The organism is Crocinitomix algicola (assembly GCF_001661595.2).
Classification (GTDB): Bacteria; Bacteroidota; Bacteroidia; order Flavobacteriales_D; family Crocinitomicaceae; genus Crocinitomix; species Crocinitomix algicola.
The window spans coordinates 1-20078 of sequence record NZ_LYPF02000001.1 but is presented as its reverse complement, the minus strand read 5'-3'; the positions used below and the strand labels follow the sequence as shown (position 1 = coordinate 20078).

Sequence of the window (20078 nt, the reverse complement as noted above, 5' to 3'; positions counted from 1 at the left end):
TCTTAAAGATTAAAACAAAAAAAACGCACGTTTAAATTTAAACGTGCGTTTATTCAATATAAGTATTAGACTTACCTTAAAACGGTTACATGTCCTTGATGCTCTATTTTTCGATCAGTCTCAATTTCATCTGTTGAAATATGCCAAATATAGACTCCTGTTTGAACAACTTCACCTCCATAGGTACCGTTCCATCCTTTAGACGGATCGTATGACTCGAACAATAATTCTCCCCAACGATTATAAATTCTTAACGAATAATTATAAATATCAATTCCTCTGAAGTAAGGTTTAAACACTTCGTTATAAGTATCTCCGTCAGGCGTAATCGTATTAGGAACATAAATCATATATTCCTCCGCTATTTTTACCGGTTTCGTTATTGTATCCGCGCAACCATCCGCATTACTCACCATCAATGTTACATCATATATATCTGCAACATCTCGAGGGAAGAAAAATGATGGATTTTGCTCAGTAGATGATCCTTCCGTATCAAAAATCCACTCCCATGTTTCAGGACCAAAAGACCTATCCATAAAATCAATTTCAGTCTTTAATTCTGTAGTCGTTTCTGGTTCGAATTCAAAATCTGCAATTGGCTGATTATATACTTCTATAAAGTCAGTTTTTGTAAGTGTTGCTACACAGTTATTTGCAGCAGTCGTTACTGTCAGACTTACATCGTAGTCATCATCATCAGTATAAGTATGTATTACATCCCCACAAACTGTTGCTGATGTACCATCTCCGAAATTCCAAAAACATTCGATTCCTGCTTCACCTGTGTAATAAAATTCTACCTCATGAGATTCGCAACCCGAAGAATCACTTGCGAAAAATGAAATATTAGGTAAAGCATGAACTGTCAAAGTATAATGCCCTATATCTCCACAACCTTCTGAAATAGTATAAGTAATGGTATGCGTTCCAACACCTGCTAATCCTGGGTTAAAAATATTTCCAACCATTCCAGGCCCTGTATAAACTCCTCCTGGAGAATCTGCACTTACTGGAACAGGATCATCATCTACACAAAAATCTCTACCGAACTCATAAATTACTGCTGATGAAGGCGGTGCTCCAAGATTAATTGTTACTGTACTCGTGTATTCACAACCGTTTGCATCGACCACACAAATATCGTAATCACCTGCACAAAGTCCTGTAAATAACCCAGAAGGTGAACTTGTTGCACAACCATCAATACTAAATTCATAAGGAGCTACTCCAACTTCAGGGATTAATTCAATCTGCCCAGTACAATCATATTCACAGGTTTCATGCGTTAAAACCTCTGTAACTTCTACCGCAGGCGCTTCGGTTAATTCAATCGTTTGAGTGGTTGAACAATCGTTTTCATCTTTTAATTCAATTGTATATGTTCCGGCAGTTAACCCATCAAAAAGTCCTGACGGTACAAATTCCCCCCCATCAATTGAATAAGTTAATGCACCGAATCCACCTGACCCAGCAACTTCAATTACACCATCATTCCCCTCAAAACAAGTAATATTTATAGTACTAACAATATCTAGCACCAAAGGTGTCGGCTCATTCACCGTAACATCCATTGAGGCCAAACACCCTCTTTCATCTCTAACTTCAAATAAATATGTTCCTGCTGCAAGGCCACCAAATGTTCCTGAAGGCATATACCCACCACCGTCTATTTGAAATTCATAAACTCCGGTTCCACCAATTCCGTTAATCACTACTTCTCCATCAGCCCCCCCATTACATAAGACATCGTTTACACTTACAAGATCAAACTCTAGTAAAGCAGGTTCTTCTATATCAAAAATAACTTCTCCTGTACAACCGTTAGCATCTTCTATTGTTACTGTATACGTTCCAGCAGCCAAGTCTGTAAAAACCCCTGTTGGTTGCGGTCCAGCGCCAATATCATAAGTTAGTTCACCTGTTCCTCCTGCTCCTAAAACATTTACAGAACCGTCTGTTAGACCAAAACAAGAGATGTTTAAAAGTTCAGTTGCTCCACCAGTAATTTCTGAAGGCTCTTCAACCGTTACCGGAGTTACAGTCGTACATCCTTCAGCATCTACCACGGTTACTTCGTATGTACCTGCACACAACCCCGTTGCAGTAGGTGTTGTTTGACCACCAGCAGCAGCATCCCAAGTATACGTGAAAGGAGCTACACCAACACCTTCCGCTGTAGCTGTTCCATCACAATCACCAAAACAAGTCGGAGGAGTAAAAGAAGTTAAAGGAGGATCACAACATTCAATGTCGATAAAAATTTCGTCTGATGCTACTTCAACATCACAAGAAATTAAACGGACGGTGTAAGTTGTCGGTTCATCTGGACATGCTGAAAACTCCGCTCCAGTTCCTACTAAAACGCCTGCTTCATCATACCACTCTATTTCAGGAACACCAGTAGGTGTATACCGAACAGACTCATTCGTGGCATCCCAAACTGTATTATTTCTTCCTGCGACTGCCACGGCTTCAGTTCCGGCCGCATTGTGAATGCCTTGCACCGCTCTTCCGCCAACCCAACCAGCACAGATAATTTTTTCACTGATGTGGTTTTCTATAATATTCGTCGATTCGTATAAAATGATTTGTTGCGTACCTCGTTCACCTGTACATGAAAAGTATGGGACATCATCCCAAGTCACGACTAATCTTCGATTTGGAGCAACCCCCAAAGTCTGAGTTGTTACAGTTCCTCCAAGTCCAGGATTCAAATCTTGCCATGGACCCATGATACAATTTTTAGGTGTTGAAAATCCGGCATCGGGAATTGCAACGGGACCATACATTGTTGATAAGGCGCCAAAACCTAGCCAACCATTTGGACTTACACTAAAAGTAGAGTATGTACTTCCATAAAAACAAAAATCAAATCCAATTGCAATATCAGAGACCCCTGAGTCATCCGTTAATGAACGTGTAATACCACCTGGCGTGTCCGGAGCAAATGGAATGGTTTCTACAGTATAATCTGTCGTCGCCCCAGTACCTTCGAAAGTAGCTTCCAATTCAATACAGTCAGGTGGACAAGTTAATGTATCTGGTCCTGCATCTATCCACGGACCTTGAGCATGTAAAACATTTGAAAATAAAACAATTACACACAAATAAAACAGCTTTTTCATTCTAATAAATAAGTATTACTACTAAGGTAACGTTAATTTAACAGTATGGATGCCTATTTGTGAAAAAATTAATTGACTAATTATCAACCTAAGTTTTTAATTCATAATTAGTATTCAGCTGGAGTCCTGAAAATGAATTGAGTTCGTCCTTTTCATCAAAATAAAAATCAATTCTACCTAAAAATAATCCAGCCCAACCAACTTGATTAATGAGCACTGGTGACCCATTTTTATTCTTATGCATTTCTGCTTTTTCCATAAAAGTGTGAGAATGACCGCCAATAATTAAATCAATCCCTTCGGTTTCTTTTGCCAACAAAGGATCACAGAATTTATTAAACCGAGGTGAATACCCCAAGTGTGAAAGACAGATCACCAAATTACATTTTTCTTCTTTTTTGAGATGATTCGCAATTTGATTTGCTTTTTCTATTGGATTAATGTATTGTGTTTCCTTATACAAATCGGGGGAAACAAGGCCATCCAGCTCGACTCCTACACCAAAAACTCCCACCTTTATGCTTCCTTTTTTAAATATTTGATAAGGTTTGGTTTTGTCCTTTAGGATTGTATTTCGAAAATCGTAATTACTGCATAAAAATGGAAATTTGGCATGATGCATTACCCGTTCAAAACCGTCAATACCAGCATCAAAATCGTGATTTCCCATTGTGGCTGCGTCATACCCCATTGCAGTCATCAACTTTAATTCAAGTTCGCCCTTATGTACATTAAAGTATGGAGTTCCTTGAAATATATCTCCAGCATCTAATAATAAAACGTGTTTATTTTGAGCACGAATATCTTGAATTAACTTTAGCCGGTTTTCTACTCCACCTTTACCAGGATATTTACTATGACTTAAAGGGAAGGGATCGATATGTGAGTGGGTGTCATTTGTATGGAGAATTGTAAGCTTTTTATGATTCCTAAAAAATCCAACACTTGATACAGTGGCTAACCCAATGGTTGCTCCTGATAAACTACGAATAAACTTTCTTCTTTCCATCAGATCCCTGAATTAAATTGTATACGTCCCTCGATTTTCGGAATCTCAACTGTATCACATTCTACAATATGATTGATGAATGCATCCCGCATTAGGACACCTGAATCATATTTTTTCGATGCTTGTTTTAAAAACGTCATTTTATCACCACCACCAGCAAGATAGTCCGACGTTATGATATAAAGATCTTCATTTTCAACGGCAAACAATTTGTCGTTTACATATAACTCAATTTTATGATCAAATACCTTAACAATTCCATTACTGATTGGTTGTCCATTTTTTTCTTTGAGATAACTTAACATTTGGAGAATTCCATTTGGCGGAACTTTAACGAAACTAATTGTATTATCAAATGGCATTAATTCGAAAATATTTCCTACACTAATATTCCCTTCATTTATTGGTGATCGAAGACCTCCAAAATTAATCAAGGCAATTGTATTGTCTTTGGTCATTTCTTCATAAAACGGTTGCTGAAGGTTAACACCACATTTATACACCACATCTACTGCGAAATTTCCAAGAATTGATTCAGGAGAACCGTTAAACATAGACGTTTTAGCATAACCTATTCTCTGATCCATTTTAGCTGAAACAGCTGTACGATACGGTGAAATTAATTGATCAAGAGCAACGTTACTAGTGTCGCTTATAATATCGTTGTTCTTACTTTGATAATGCGTATATTCATTTGTCGAACAACTTAAGAAAAAAACGAGAATGGTAAGCAGTCCGTATTTAATAGGTCGAATCATTTAATTAGCCAATTTTTTCAACACCATGTACACTGGAAAATGATCTGAATACCCGTTTAAATACTCCCCTCCTGCATGCGTTCTCAGCGGATACCCTTTGTATCGACCTTCTTTTTGCTTAAGATAGTCTTTACTATATACATAAGCTCGATGATACACAAATTCAGTTTCATCTCTTGAAAGCAAACCTTGGCTTATGATTAACTGATCAAATAGGTTCCAAGCATCACGATAAGCTAAAGTACAATCCCCTGTTTTAAATTTTCTAAACATTGGATTAAAGAGGTCTTTCTCTTTTAATTTTGAAATTTTTCCTTTTGCGCTCAAAGCTTCTTTAACACTTTTATCTACTGGATCATCATTGAGATCCCCCATTAAAACAATTCGAGCGTTTGGATCATTCAACAATAACGAATCTACAATATGTCTTCCAAGGTTAGCGGCATCTACCCTTCTTGGTTCGGAAGCAGCCTGACCACCACTACGGGATGGCCAATGTACCACTATAAAAGTAATCTTATCCCCATCCAATTCACCTGAAACAACCAACTGATCTCGCGTGTAATAATCCGGAAAATCTTTAAATTTTAATTCGTACGAAACGGAATTGGTCGGTTTGAAATATTTTTCTTGATATAACAATCCAACATCAATACCCCTTCTGTCGGGAGAATCAAAATGAATAATTTTATAATTCCGGTGAGCAATTTTTTCCTGCTTTACTAAATCTTCAAGAACTTTTTTATTTTCTACTTCGCTTACTCCAAGCACAGCCATTCCGTCTGGTGAACTAGATGTCCCAAGATCTGCAATAACATCAGCCATGTTGTTTAGCTTATTGTTGTATTTTTCGTTTGTCCATGCATACCTACCGTTGGGCATAAATTCTTCATCCTTTATCTTTGGATCGTCCTCTGTGTCAAACAAATTTTCGAGATTATAAAAACCGACACAGGCAACTTTGTAAGACTTTTGTTCTTGACCATAAACTTGCTTTTGAAAACCTGTATAAAAAATTGTTAGGATTCCAATAATAAGATAATTCATGCGTATCATTAATTCTGTTTTTTTTAAGAGTTCAAATTTATACATAATAATTTAACTTAAAATCTACACACCTTAATACTATGTTAACAAACGATTAAGTTATCCACAAAAATAAAACCCATTCCAGCACAAAGAAAATATTATTCGTAAATTTGCACTGCTTTTTATTCACGCATAATAAAAAGTGATTTTAGCAAATCAAATATGAATAAGAAACTTACGCTTGTATTTTCACTGATTACCTTCAGTTCTGTTAATTTTTCACAAACAACAACAGAAGAAAAGGAAGACACATTATTAACCAACACTCCTGTTTTTGTCACCACATTAGAAGACGGTGAAAATAGCAGTGGTAGCGCTGGTAATATTTCCGGACTTTTACAAAGCTCGCGGGATGTTTTCGCTGCAACTGCTGGATTTAACTTCAGTCCTGCTCGATTTAAAATTCGTGGTTACCAATCCGATAAGACAATGATTTTATTAAATGGTATCCCTATGAATGACTTGGAAACTGGGTACGGTACATGGTATAAATGGGGTGGTTTGAATGATATTACCCGTTACTCAGAGACAAAAAATTGGTTAACCGACAATCCCTACCATTTTGGTGGAATTGGAGGTTATTCGAACATCAATGCAAAAGCAACAGGGGTTCGAAAAGGGTCACGTCTTTCATATGCTGCAACAAATCGAGCATATCGGAACAGATTAATGTACACGTACGGTACAGGAATGCAAGCTAATGGTTGGGCATTTGCCTTTTCTCTATCATCTCGTTTCGCGAAAGAAGGATATGTTGACGGAACTTATTACGAAGCATATGGTTACTTTTTAGCCGCAGAGAAAAAGATTAACGCAAATCATAGTTTAAATCTATCTATTTTGGGAGCGCCTACCAAACGAGGTAAATCGAGTATATCAACGCTTGAAACTTATGAGCTTTCTGGTGATAACTTCTACAATTCATATTGGGGATATCAAACCCAAGAAGATGGAACAAAAGTAAAAAGGAACTCTAGAAACACTGACTCGCACATGCCAATAATTGCGTTGAGTCATGATTGGAAAATCAACACGAATTCTTCGTTAAAAACCTCTCTCAGCAGTAGTTTTGGGAAATATGGCCAAACGGCGTTGAACTGGTACGATGCAAAAGATCCGAGACCAGATTATTATAAGTATTTACCCTCTTATTATGAAAGTATTAACGATGATGTAAATGCTCAAAGAATGTTTATGAATTGGCAAAATGAGGAATCGCGTCAAATTCAATGGGATGCATTGTATTTTGCTAATAGTAAAAATTTGTACACTTTAAAAGATGAAAATGGTACAGTTCTAGCTGAGGGATTACGATCAAAATACATTGTAGAAACTCGTTGGAACAACCTACTATCGGGAGGAATTTCTTCGGTGTACAATTATGAAAAAGACAATTTATCAATTCATACAGGAGTATTTGGACAGGCTCAACGAAACCATTATTATAACACCATAGACGATTTATTGGGCGGTGATTTTTGGGTAGACGTAAATCGATTTGCTGAACAGGATTTTATAGATCCAAATGCAGCACAAAGCGATCTTCAGAATCCAAATAGAATTGTGAAAGAAGGGGATGTTTACGCCAATAATTATTATATCTACAATATTAATGCTACTGCTTTTGGCCAACTCAATTATACCACAAAGAAAATTGACTATTATGCAGCACTTGAACTTTCGAATGAACATTTTTATAGAGAAGGGTTATTTCAAACCGGATTATTTCCAGACAATTCATTAGGAAAATCTGAAAGTAAAAACTTTGTGAACTATGCTGTTAAAGGGGGCGCGACATACAAGCTATCAGGTCGTCAATACATCACAGCAAATGCTGCTTATCTTACAGAAGCACCAACTTCACGATCAGCTTTTATCTCTCCAAGAACAAGAAATGTAATGGTGGATGATTTAAAAAATGAAACCATTTATACTGGAGATCTTAATTACATCTTGCGTTACCCTAAACTGAAATTACGTTTCACCTACTATTACACCGAACGTAAAGATGCCATTTGGTCGAGAAGTTTTTATCATGATGAATACAATTCATTCATTAATTATGTAATGGAAGACGTTGATTATTTTCATCAAGGGATTGAATTTGGTGTAGATGGAACCATTTTCGGTGGTTTAACTGGTAACGCGGTGGTTGCTGTTGGACAACATTTGTACAACTCGAGACCTACTGCATCGATTTATGTTGACAACTCTGCCGAGCAGTTGGCAAAAGATAAAACCATCTACTTACAAAACTATAAAATTGGAGGAATGCCTCAATCCGCAGCTTCGTTTGGTTTGAAGTATAGCGGTAAGAAATATTGGTTTGCCGGTGTAAACTTCAACTATTTTGCAGATATCTACTTGGATCCCAATCCAGACAGAAGAACGGAAGAATCCATTGCTGGATTTGTTGAGTCTGACCCTCAATACCTTGAAACCATTGAGCAAACAAAACTCGAGAATGGTTATTCCCTCAATTTATTCGCTGGTAAATCATTTAAGATTAACAACTACTTTCTAAATATCAACGTAAATGTTTCAAACCTTACCAACAACACTAGTTTTATTACAGGTGGATATGAGCAATTACGATTTGACACACAGAATATCAATAAATTCCCTCCAAAACTTGGGTATTTATATGGACTTAATTATTTTATAATGGCAACATTACGATTCTAATAGCATGAACATGAAAATAATCAATAAATACGCCTTATTATTCTTAGCACTTTTACCATTATTGGAAAGCTGCAAAAAGGAACCTGATACACCACCTGTAAAGAAATTGTCAGATGGTGATATTGTGACAATAGATACTTTGCGTGCATGGCAAGCGCAATACGGATCATTGGTTTTTGAAGATTCAATATCTGTTTTTGGAATTGTTTCGATGGATGAAAACAACGGTAATATTTACAAAAACATTTATCTTCAAGATGGTGATGCCGCGATAAATGTTCGCTTAACCCGTTCATCAAACTTACAACAAGGTGACTCCGTAAGAATTGCCTTAAATGGAGCAATTTTAAGTGAATTCAGTGGAGTTGTTCAACTTGATAATGTTGATACCGATAAAAACATCATTGTTCAAAAAAGTGATGTTGCACTTGCTCCATTAGTTTTAACAATTCCAGAAATTGATTTAAGTATACACGAATCACGATTAATTCAATTAAATGATGTTCAATTCAAAGCTTCTGAGTTCAATAAAACATTTGCGGATGTTGTGAACCAATATGCCCAAAACAGGTATTTCGAAGATTTTGATGGCAACAGTCTTTACATACGTACGAGTGGATTTGCTGATTTTGCAGGCGACACCTTACCTACTGGAAGTGGTTCGATGGTCTGCATTGTAAGTGAGTACAATGGGGATTTACAGCTTATTCTGCGATCTCCTGAAGAAAGTAAATTAGAAGGGCCTCGTGGACCGGGAGAGTTTTTAGTAAAAGATTTTAATGATGACGACCTAACCTCTGGTGGATGGACAGTTCAACAGGTTATCGGTTCTCATGAGTGGGAAATTGGCACATTAGGTAGCTGGGAAGATAAACCATACGGTGTAATTTCTAATTATGATGGAGGTAATACGGCTTGTGAGAGTTGGTTTGTATCTCCGAGTATGGACTTAAGCCTTTCCGAATCGGCTTCATTAAGCTTTGACAATGCCTACAACTACAGTGGTGATCCTTTAAAAATTTTAGTTTCCACTGATTATCCAGGTACGGGTAACCCAAACGATTACTCATGGACTGAACTATCCGCTACATGGTCATCAGGTGATTTTGAATTTGTAAATTCTGGTCTAATTGATTTATCAGCGTACCTTTCAAATAATGTTCATATTGCTTTTAAATATGTTGGGACTGATAGTAGCGGTAGAACTTGGGAAATTGATAATATTATAATAAACGGTTAAATGAAAATTAGAAAAATAAACAATCTCATTCCGGTACTATTTAGTCTTGTATTACTTGTAGCAGGGTGTAAAAGAGAATTCGACACACCTCCATTACCGACCATTCCTGAGACTGAAACAATGACAATTTCAGAATTAAGAGAGTGGCAAGCGACCGAAGGGGGAATTATTTCGATATCAACTGATTTATCGGTTTACGGAATTATAACGATGGATGAAACTGACGGAAACATATATAAGAATGTATACATGCAGGATCATACAGGAGCTGTAAACGTTCGAATGTTAAATGGAGGGGGACTTTATGAAGGAGACTCGGTTCGGATTTATTTAAAGGGAACTATTTTAAATCAGTACAATGGAGTTTTGCAAATAGATTCTGTTGACGTTGATTTAAATGTGATTAAACAATCTACAAATAATGGGTTAACCCCTGAGGTTGTAGAGATTGGTGAAATTACAGCATTAAAGGAGTCTCAATTAGTTAAATTGGAAAATGTGCAATTCATTAAACCAGATTTAAATAAGACTTTTGCTGATGGCGAAAACCTGATTTCCGAAGATCGTTATTTAGAAGATGCTGATGGGAACACCGTGAAAGTAAGGACTAGTGGTTACGCCGCTTTTGCCGATGAGGAAATCCCAAATGGTTCAGGAAATCTGGTGTGTATTGTTAACCACTTTAATGGAGAAGTTCAATTACTTATTCGTTCGTTTAACGAGATTAATCTCAACGGCGCACGCTTCCCAGGATTACTATTAACCAAAAATTTCGATGATGGTGAAATCACTTCTTCGGGATGGACAACCTATTCTGTATTAGGACCTGAAGTATTTTGGGAAACTAGTAGTGCCGGTGGTGCACCGAACGATTATGCCGTAATTAAAAATTATATTGACGGAACAAATATTGCTTGTGAAAATTGGTTGATTTCTTCTCCTGTTGATTTAACAGCTGGAGACAGTCCTGTACTTAATTTTGACAATGCGATGAATTATACAGGACCGGCTTTACAATGTTATATCTCGACTGATTACGATGGATCAAGTAATCCTAATGATCAAGGTACTTGGACGGAAGTTCCTTTTACGGCCTCTGGAGGCGGGTTCACATGGGCTAATTCGACCGACATTCCTTTGGGAGCGTTCATTGGGGAAAATGTTTACGTTGGCTTTAAATATACTGGATCAGGATCAGACGGAAGTACCTGGGAATTAGACAATATTGTTATACGAGGATAAAGGCTTTAAATGTTAAATTAAAATGATAGATTATGAATAAATTATTTACTTCTATAGCTGTTCTAGCGCTTGGATTTACAAGTTATGGACAAATGGTTTTCGAGAGTGATCTTAGCTCTTGGACAGACGGAAATCCTGATGGATGGATGGGGTCAAAAACAAGTATTGATCCAGAAAATGTAACAGAAATTGATATGGGCGCGGAACACGGAACTTCTATGGCTCAATTGATTAATGCATCAGGAAGTCATAAAAGATTTACAACTGAAGAAGTTGCTGTAACGGAGTTATTAACCTATGAAATTAAAATTTGGTTAACTGGAGCTGAAGGGTCCGAATTAAGATCTGGATTCTATAACGCAACGGAAGAGGGATGGTTTTATAATGATTACATTGATGTTTATGCGGAAACTGCCGGTGAAATTACAATGGTTAGTCAATCTGTTACTATGCCTGAAGGTTGTGAAGCTGCAGAATTTATTCTATCAGTAAGAAATACAGATGAATTAATTGGAATAATGATTGATTCAGTTGCTATTGGAGTTGGAGAACCTGTTATTGTGGAGGAAGTTTCAATTTATGATATCCAATATGCTCCAGACGCACCACACGATTCTCCATACGCTGAGGAGGTTGTTAAGACGACAGGAATTGTAACCGGAGTTTTCCAATTTGGAAGTGATGAAGGTAAATTCTTTATTCAAGACGGTGAAGGAGCTTGGAATGGAATTTATGTTTATGCTGACGGGTCTGAATTAAGTTTAGGAGATGAAGTAACGGTAACAGGAAAAGTTGTTGAATACTACGGTTTAACTGAGATGAGTTATGTTTCAGAGATCAATGTTCTAAGTTCTGATAACGAATTACCTGCACCGGTTGATGTAAGTACTTTGGATGCTGCAAATGAAGAATATGAAGCAGTACTAGTTCGAGTTCTAGACGCAGAATGCACGAATGCTGATGCTGGATTTGGTCAATTTGAAGTGAATGATGGATCAGGAGCTCGATTAATTGATGATCAAATCTATTCTTACACGGCAACAATGGGTAATTTCTATAATATAACTGGGGTAACTTTCCTATCGTTTGACGAAGTGAAAATATTTCCTAGAATGGAAGAAGACGTGGTAACAACTGGTGCTGTAGGTGTTGAAGAAAATGAAGCAGCACTATCTTTTTTCCCGAATCCTGCGAGTGATTTTATCACAGTTGCTGTAAATCCTAATGCTCAAATTGAAATCTTTTCAATGACCGGAGAAAAAGTATATTCGGCAAATGGAAATGTAAAACAAATTAATGTGGCTCAATTTGAAACAGGTATTTATCAAATCATCGTTAGAAATGATGCTGCTACAACTACACATAAGTTAATGGTAAAATAGTAGGACCTTTTCATTAAAATACTAAAAGCCACCCTTGTCAAAGCGGTGGCTTTTTTTATGCTCATTTTTCATGCTTACTAGGACTATAAATGTATATTTTGATGCATTTAAAAATTGAAATAGTAATCCTATTAAAGTTGAGGTCAACTCACTGTAAAAGCCAAAATTAGATGGTACTAGCGTGTTTGCGTTAGGGATAGTAGCAACTGTTTGAGCCCTTAATTTTTTTGCCTATAAGAGGCAATAAAATTAAGGGCGAGTGCGAATAGCCCGCCGATTAACCATTTATGGGAAGCGGAACGCCCTACCCTACTTCATTGAATACACTTTTATTCGGCATCCAGTTCAGACCGAATACGTTGACTCAATTGACGGTTATACGTTTCTTTTAACCAATTTAGATAACTGTCAGTTGCTTTTGTAATGCATTTGGTGTAATGCTTTAATCTTCTTTCGATATCGTCTTGAAGCGCCTCTAATAGAAGTAAGCCATCATACATATCTTCCGAATTTTCAGCAACAACTTCAAAGTGATTATCCAATGAGATATCTACTGCATCTTTACCTTTTTTACCGGCATCAATACATTCTTCGTAAACCTGTTTCATTGAAAATTCTTCCAATTTTGCCGGAGATTTAATGCGATCTTTTAGATTTCGAGGCAATTCATATGCTGCTTCAAACATCATATCATCCTCTTCACTTAATCTCGCTTCTAAAAAGCGATCTGGATAGTTAAAGGCGTCTTGCCAATCAATATATTCTTGCCAATAACCAAATCTTCGAACATTATTTCCTAGATCAATGACTTGGAAAGAGCTTTTGTTTTCAAGTTTTCGAGAACCTCTTCCGATCATTTGGTGATAAAGGGTTAATGACCTTGTTGCTCTATTTAAAATGATGGTTTCAACAGTTGGTTCATCAAACCCAGTGGTTAAAATACCAACTGAAGTTAAAACTGCACCAGGTGTCACTTTGAACCATTTTAGAATCTCTTTTCGTTCCGTTTCACCGAAAGTACTGTCCAGATGGCGTACTTTATAATTGTGTTTTTTGAACAATTCGTATACCGAACGAGACGATTCAATTCCACTATTAAAAATTAAGGTTTTTTTACCGACTGCAACCTCTTCATAAGCAAATAATAATTTTTCTTGCATGAAATAATTACTGTACACTTTATCGGATGAACTTACAGTAAAATCACCATTTACTCCAATTTTGAGTCCGTGCAGGTTTACGTCATAAGTATAAGTTTCGGCATCGGAAAGGTATCCATTTTCTATTAAGGACTTTATACTTTCACCAACGATTAATTTATCGTAATTATCCTTTAACGGCAATGTTTTATTTGAACTTAGAGGTGTTGCAGTAACCCCTAGAATATTGACTTCTTGAAAATATTGAAAGATTTTTCTGAATGAGTTATTGTGTGCCTCATCTACGATTACCAATCCAATGTTTTTTATAAATTCACTATCATCCTGAAGACGATTATTTAGTGTTTCAACCATTGCCGTAAAGGAATTATATTTATCCTGATCGTCAAGGTTTTTCACCATGCTATTTACCACCTTATTTTCGATACCCAAGGCGATAAGCTGTTTTGAAGTTTGCACACAAAGCTCAATTCTATGCGTAAGAATCAGCACTTTTTTCTTTGTTCGATTGATATATTCCTTTGCAATATTTGAAAAGATGACCGTTTTTCCGCCTCCAGTTGGTAATTGAAAAAGCAAATTAAAGTTAGGACCTTCGTCGTTAAGCTCTTTAATTATTTGATTTACAATCTTTTTCTGAAATGGGTATAATTCTTTCTTTTTGAAAAGGCTTTGATCTATCATATCGGTATTCTCAATTTTTTGAGCGGTGCAAAAATAGCACCTTTATCTTGAAATAAAAAATTAATGCCAGTATTATTGAATAGCTAGCAATTATTTCAATTGAACTTTCCGTTAAAATCACTCCTAATAAGTTCCATTCCTATTATCTTTGTACGACTAAATAAATCAAACCGTAAGAAATGAGTGGAATCGAAAGAGTAAAATGCCTTATAATAGGATCAGGACCTGCGGGATATACAGCTGCGATCTATGCAGCGCGTGCAAATATGTCTCCGGTTTTATATCAAGGACTACAACCAGGTGGTCAATTAACAACAACTAACGAGGTTGAGAATTTCCCAGGTTATCCTTCTGGAATCACTGGACCAGAAATGATGATTGAACTCCAAAAACAAGCAGAACGATTCAATACAGATGTACGTTCAGGCTGGGTTTCTAAGGTTGACTTTACAGGACCTGTTCACAAAGTTTGGGTGGATGAAACAACTGAAATTCATGCGGACACCATAATTATTTCAACAGGTGCATCGGCAAAATATTTAGGACTTGAATCAGAGCAGCATTATTTAAAAATAGGCGGAGGAGTTTCGGCATGTGCTGTTTGTGATGGTTTCTTTTATAGAGGGCAAGAGACTGTGATAGTTGGAGCTGGAGATTCGGCATGTGAAGAAGCCCATTATTTGTCAAAACTTTGTACCAAGGTTACCATGTTAGTTCGCCGAGATGAATTCCGTGCTTCGAAAATTATGGCTAATCGTGTAAAAAACACTGAGAATATTGAAATCTTATACAATACTGAAACGGAAGAAGTATTAGGAGATGGAAATGGCGTAACCGGTGTTAAGGTGAAAAATAATGTAACTGGAGAGACGAAAGAAATTCCTGCAACAGGGTTCTTCGTTGCAATTGGTCATAAGCCGAATACTGATATTTTTAAAGGATGGTTAGACATGGATGAAACAGGTTATATCATTAATAAACCAGGATCCTCTAAAACTAATATTGATGGTGTTTTTGTTTCAGGAGATGCTGCCGACCATGTATATCGCCAAGCGATTACTGCAGCAGGAACTGGATGTATGGCTGCCTTAGATGCTGAAAGATATTTGGCTGCAAAAGAAGGATAATTAAATTAAAAACTTATCTCTAAAAGTCGCTTGTTTTCAGGCGACTTTTTTTATTTACGGACAAAACTAGAATCAAAAGGCATTCTATTTAAAATGGAACGCCCAAGCGTCAACTCATCAGTATAATGTAATTCTGTTCCTACTGCAACACCTCTCGAAAGCGTTGTCACCTTTACACCTGAATCGGCAAGTTTTCGGTAGATGTAAAAATTAGTCGTATCGCCTTCCATTGAAGCATTTAAAGCCAAAAGAACTTCTTCCACTTCACCAGATTTTACTCTTTCAACGAGAGCGTCTATATTCAAATCATGAGGTCCAATACCTTCCATAGGTGATATTACTCCCCCCAAAACATGATAAACTCCAAAATACTGTTCTGTTGATTCAATAGCCATTATATCTCGAATATCTTCGACTACACAAATAATTTCTTTCTTTCGCGAGTTTTGGATGCAAATAGTACATAATTCCTCCTCTGAAATATTCCCACACAATTTACACGATGTAATCTTTTGATGCATCTCGCCAAGAGCTAATGAGAAAGCTTGAATCTCTTCGACATCCCTTTTAAGCAGATTTAAAACAAGTCGTAAGGCCGTTTTTTTTCCAATACCTGGTAAAGACGAAAAATGTTCAACCAATTCTTCGATATGTTTTGACGGAATATTCATAAATTACAAATTTACGTTATTGAATCGCATGGTACAAAGATCCAATAATAATTATCAACAAAAATTGTTTTGAATTGTTCAAACGATAAAATTCCGGTAGTTTTGTTTTTATGTATCAAGCAAGTCTTCATTTTCATCAATTAAACTTTAAAGTTCCTAGCGGTACATCGAGAGGGGTACTTACCACAAAGGATGCTTGGTTTATCAAAATTTGGAAACAAAATCAGCCCGATATTATAGGTATTGGAGAAGCCTCAATAATTCAGACATTATCACCTGACTGGAACGATGAATATCCAGCGTTTATTGAACATGTTGTAGAAAATATAAATGACTATATCGATACGTTAAAAAATGAATTGATCGCCTTCCCTTCAATTCATTTTGCCATTGAAACTGCGCTACTCGATTTAAAGAATGGCGGTAATGGATTGATTTTCCCAAGTGCTTTTACCCATGGAAAGGCACCCATATCAATCAATGGTTTAATTTGGATGGGAAAACCAGATTACATGCTTCAACAAATAAAGGAAAAAATTGATGCCGGATTTAATTGCATTAAGTTAAAAATTGGAGCTATTGATTTCGAAGAAGAACTGCGATTATTGGCCTTTATACGATCAAACTACACCGCTAATGAGATTGAAATAAGAGTTGATGCAAATGGCGCATTTCATCCTGAAGTTGCATTGTCTAAATTAAAAGCTCTTGCAAAATTTGATTTACATTCTATTGAACAACCGATTAAACAAGGTCAAATTGATGACATGAAAGACTTATGTTCGAATACTCCATTGCCTATTGCGTTGGATGAAGAATTAATTGGAATCACTAATCCAATTGAAAAAACCAAACTCTTAGATGAAATACGACCGCAATACATTATACTGAAACCAAGTTTGATTGGTGGGTTCAGCGGAACAGATGAATGGATAAAAGCTGCTGAAAGTAATGACATTAAATGGTGGATAACATCCGCATTAGAAAGCAATATTGGTTTAAATGCAATTGCTCAATATACATTTACAAAGAAAAACCCTATGCCACAAGGATTAGGTACCGGACAGCTGTTTACAAATAACACGGATAGTTCGTTACGGATAGATGGTGGATGTTTGTATTATGAATAAATAGCAGCTTCGCTTTTTCTTCAATTCGACTATATTCAATTGTAAAAGGATGATAAGTTCAATTCTTTCCAACATGTTTTACATAAATCTCCTGTACTTTGATCAATTGTTTTAATCGATTCATTCGCATCATTCATTAAGCAGTTTTTGTTCGGACAATGGCGAAGTCCGTGAACATGCCCAACTTCGTGACAAGCAATTCGATTTAATCGCTCATAAAAAACATTTTTCGAAACATTTTTATGAAGTCGATTTGAAGAGACAATACAAGCATTACCTCGTATTCGACCGAGTCCAAAAATCCCAAAATCCTTATACTTCCATTTTGGTTCCTTAATCTCTTTGGTACCCTTATTATATTTGGTTATAGAAATATCTTTATTCGTCAGCCCCACGACCATCCTTAGTGTATCTGGACAATAATTCGTCAACCAATTTAGCAAAGAATCAGCTCGATATCGAGGATAACGTATTGTAGTATAAGCCATAGCCGGCATTTTTTCTGAGTTTAAAATCACGACATCAGTCTTATACATTCTTTTTATCGAAGATTTTACTGAATCAACTTCAGCTTCTGAGATATTACCAAAAGGTACTAAACCAATTGTTTTTGATTGCAAATGGCAGAACGTCGAATGTTTAGAAATTAATAAATAGCATAGTCCCAAACCTAAAACGAGAATAAAAATACCGATTAGCTTTTTTACAGGCATAAGTATTTTCCAATCTGATTATTTTAAATCTACAGCTTGAAGCGTATTCATCAATAAAGATGCAATTGTCATTGGACCAACTCCTCCAGGTACTGGTGTTATGTGCGAAGCTTTTTTCGAAACTTCTTCAAAATTAACATCACCTAACAATCTAAAACCTGATTTTTTGGACGCATCTTCAACTCTTGTGATTCCAACATCCACTACAACTACCCCCTCTTTCACCATGTCACCCGTTAAAAATTCGGTCTTACCTAAAGCAACAATAATTATATCAGCTTTCCTTGTGATTTCTTCCAAATTTTTAGTTCTTGAATGCGTTAATGTAACTGTACAATTCCCAACTTTAGTATTTCTTGCCATCAAAATACTCATTGGTGACCCCACAATATGACTACGTCCTATAACAACACAATTTTTACCTGAAGTTTCAATCTCATAGCGATCAAGTAATTGAACTATACCATACGGCGTTGCAGGAAGAAAACCAGGTAAATCCAATACCATTCTGCCTAAGTTTTCAGGATGAAAACCATCTACATCCTTTGCTGGATTTATAGCGAGTGTAATTTTATGCTCATTAATGTGCTTTGGTAAAGGTAATTGAACAATAAAACCATCGATATTATCGTCATTATTTAACGCATCAATCTTCTTTAATAATTCAACTTCTGAAACATCTGCTGGTAATTGTATTAGGGTCGAATCAAACCCCACTTTTTCACAAGCCTTCACTTTTGCATTAACATAAGTAACACTCGCTCCATTTGAACCTACAATTACTGCTGCTAAATGGGGCGTCTTTTTGCCGTGTTTTTTTAATTCCGCAACTTTTTCTGCGATTTCTTGTTTAATATCGTTGGATGTTTTCTTACCGTCTAAAAGGATCATGAGCATTTAAATTTAATGCATCCAAAAATAAGAAAAAAAACGATTTTAAGCGTTGAAAAGGGCTATTCTCCTGTTAATACATCATGTACCTCTTGCATTGTAACCTCACCCCCGTTATTTCCCCAAGCATTTAGAATATAATTGACAACATCTTTTACTTCTTTTTTACTCAAGGATTGTGGTGCCATTATTGCATTGTATTTTACGCCATTAACCGTTATCTCACCTTCCATTCCATTTGCCGCAATAGCTATAGCTCTTTTTTTATCAGCCAATAAAAAATCAGAATTTGCCAAAGGAGGAAATGCTCCCTCAACACCTTGACCATTAGCCTGGTGACAAGCAACACATGACTTCATATACACCTCTTTACCTCGAGCAATACTCGGATTTTCGGTGTCCAAATCTGAATCATTAGCGGTAGGTTGACTTCCACATGCTAAAAGGAATAAAAAAAGAATAAAGGAAGAGATTTTTCGTGTCATTCTGTTGAATTTCTATGCAAAACTAGAAAATTAATTATTGCTCTACGTAATAATTTCCATCTAAAATAATATACTTTTTAGTTTCATGAATTGTATCATAATAATTAATCATTTCATCCCAAGCAACTTGGGGATATTCATCAACAGTATAACGTTCGCCATTAAAAGATGCCTTCCCAAAAAACAACGTATTACCTTTGATATACCAATCACGTTCTTTAGTTGCTTTAACAATTTGGCCGCTTTCCTCCCATTCAATTTTCCCACTACCATCCTCTGATATTATTAAAACGTGAGCATGTTTTTTAGAATTATAATGTTTCCAAATTCCAACAAGATCATCCGTCTGCTCCAATAAAGGTGTTTTACTGCATGAAAAAAGAATGATTACAACACTAAAAACTAAGATATTCTTCATAAAAACGAATTTAATTAATTTAATAATACTGCGTAAAAAATTGTGTTTATAAAATTCATTTACAAGTCATTAGTCCAACCACTTTTAGACATGATTATGTATAAAACAATCCCATTTTTAATAATTACAAAATTTTTATTTGTGAATAAAAAAAAACAGCTATCTTTGCCGCGGAGAATTGGCAGAGTGGTCGAATGCGGTAGTCTTGAAAACTATTGTACCGCAAGGTACCGGGGGTTCGAATCCCTCATTCTCCGCAGAATAAA

Annotated in this window: 16 protein-coding genes and 1 tRNA gene; 7 read left to right on the top strand and 10 right to left on the bottom strand. The window is 36.2% G+C overall.

Annotated features, from left to right (window positions below; translation table 11 throughout):
• Positions 1-71 precede the first annotated feature (71 nt).
• The 4 genes from A8143_RS00085 to A8143_RS00070 form a co-directional block, all read right to left on the bottom strand.
• The gene (locus A8143_RS00085; protein ID WP_070136784.1) at positions 72-3128 is read right to left on the bottom strand and encodes a T9SS type B sorting domain-containing protein; all 3057 of its coding nucleotides are present in this window, start codon (positions 3126-3128) and stop codon (positions 72-74) included.
• A gap of 88 nt (positions 3129-3216) precedes the next feature.
• Positions 3217-4137, bottom strand: a complete 921-nt coding sequence (locus A8143_RS00080; RefSeq protein WP_070136782.1) for a bifunctional metallophosphatase/5'-nucleotidase — start codon at positions 4135-4137, stop codon at positions 3217-3219.
• The gene (locus tag A8143_RS00075) at positions 4137-4895 is read right to left on the bottom strand and encodes a 5'-nucleotidase C-terminal domain-containing protein (RefSeq protein WP_070136780.1); all 759 of its coding nucleotides are present in this window, start codon (positions 4893-4895) and stop codon (positions 4137-4139) included. The genes A8143_RS00080 and A8143_RS00075 overlap by 1 nt, the downstream gene beginning before the upstream one ends.
• Positions 4896-5987, bottom strand: a complete 1092-nt coding sequence (locus A8143_RS00070) for an endonuclease/exonuclease/phosphatase family protein (RefSeq protein WP_245676445.1) — start codon at positions 5985-5987, stop codon at positions 4896-4898.
• 159 nt (positions 5988-6146) lie between these two features.
• On the opposite strand from A8143_RS00070, the gene A8143_RS00065 reads away from it, so the two are divergent.
• Genes A8143_RS00065 through A8143_RS00050 form a run of 4 tightly spaced genes read left to right on the top strand, consistent with a single transcriptional unit; the run spans position 6147 to position 12533 of the window.
• Entirely contained in the window at positions 6147-8669 is a 2523-nt protein-coding gene (locus A8143_RS00065; protein ID WP_070136778.1) for a TonB-dependent receptor, read from the top strand.
• A gap of 10 nt (positions 8670-8679) precedes the next feature.
• The gene (locus A8143_RS00060; protein WP_070136777.1) at positions 8680-9909 is read left to right on the top strand and encodes a DUF5689 domain-containing protein; all 1230 of its coding nucleotides are present in this window, start codon (positions 8680-8682) and stop codon (positions 9907-9909) included.
• Entirely contained in the window at positions 9910-11151 is a 1242-nt protein-coding gene (locus tag A8143_RS00055; RefSeq protein WP_070136775.1) for a DUF5689 domain-containing protein, read from the top strand.
• A gap of 32 nt (positions 11152-11183) precedes the next feature.
• A complete protein-coding gene (locus A8143_RS00050) occupies positions 11184-12533 on the top strand; it encodes a T9SS type A sorting domain-containing protein (RefSeq protein WP_070136773.1) in 1350 nt (449 codons plus the stop codon).
• A gap of 329 nt (positions 12534-12862) precedes the next feature.
• On the opposite strand, the gene A8143_RS00045 is transcribed toward A8143_RS00050, so the two are convergent.
• Positions 12863-14377 carry a DEAD/DEAH box helicase gene (locus A8143_RS00045; RefSeq protein ID WP_070136771.1) on the bottom strand — a complete coding sequence of 505 codons (1515 nt, stop codon included), beginning with the start codon at positions 14375-14377 and terminating at the stop codon, positions 12863-12865.
• 179 nt (positions 14378-14556) lie between these two features.
• Between A8143_RS00045 and trxB the strand changes: the two genes are divergently transcribed.
• Positions 14557-15504, top strand: coding sequence for a thioredoxin-disulfide reductase (gene trxB / locus A8143_RS00040; protein WP_070136769.1), 948 nt, complete (start codon positions 14557-14559; stop codon positions 15502-15504).
• A 50-nt stretch (positions 15505-15554) separates the two neighbouring features.
• Here the strand turns inward: trxB and recR are convergent, their stop codons facing one another.
• Positions 15555-16175: a recombination mediator RecR gene (recR, locus tag A8143_RS00035; RefSeq protein ID WP_070136767.1), complete on the bottom strand. Its 621-nt coding sequence runs from the start codon at positions 16173-16175 to the stop codon at positions 15555-15557.
• Between the two features lie 110 nt (positions 16176-16285).
• Here recR and A8143_RS00030 point away from each other — a divergent pair, with 110 nt between their 5' ends.
• Positions 16286-17305 carry an o-succinylbenzoate synthase gene (locus tag A8143_RS00030; RefSeq protein WP_070136765.1) on the top strand — a complete coding sequence of 340 codons (1020 nt, stop codon included), beginning with the start codon at positions 16286-16288 and terminating at the stop codon, positions 17303-17305.
• A 35-nt stretch (positions 17306-17340) separates the two neighbouring features.
• Here A8143_RS00030 and A8143_RS00025 read toward each other — a convergent pair whose 3' ends face one another.
• The 4 genes from A8143_RS00025 to A8143_RS00010 form a co-directional block, all read right to left on the bottom strand.
• Positions 17341-18018 (bottom strand): archaemetzincin, encoded by a 678-nt coding sequence (locus tag A8143_RS00025; RefSeq protein ID WP_070136763.1) that lies wholly within the window; start codon positions 18016-18018, stop codon positions 17341-17343.
• A gap of 18 nt (positions 18019-18036) precedes the next feature.
• Positions 18037-18909: a bifunctional 5,10-methylenetetrahydrofolate dehydrogenase/5,10-methenyltetrahydrofolate cyclohydrolase gene (locus A8143_RS00020; protein ID WP_070136761.1), complete on the bottom strand. Its 873-nt coding sequence runs from the start codon at positions 18907-18909 to the stop codon at positions 18037-18039.
• Positions 18910-18971: 62 nt separating this feature from the next.
• The gene (locus tag A8143_RS00015) at positions 18972-19394 is read right to left on the bottom strand and encodes a c-type cytochrome (protein ID WP_070136759.1); all 423 of its coding nucleotides are present in this window, start codon (positions 19392-19394) and stop codon (positions 18972-18974) included.
• Between the two features lie 34 nt (positions 19395-19428).
• Positions 19429-19812, bottom strand: a complete 384-nt coding sequence (locus A8143_RS00010) for a hypothetical protein (RefSeq protein ID WP_070136757.1) — start codon at positions 19810-19812, stop codon at positions 19429-19431.
• A gap of 172 nt (positions 19813-19984) precedes the next feature.
• On the opposite strand from A8143_RS00010, the gene A8143_RS00005 reads away from it, so the two are divergent.
• Positions 19985-20069, top strand: a tRNA-Ser gene (locus A8143_RS00005).
• Positions 20070-20078: the final 9 nt, after the last annotated feature.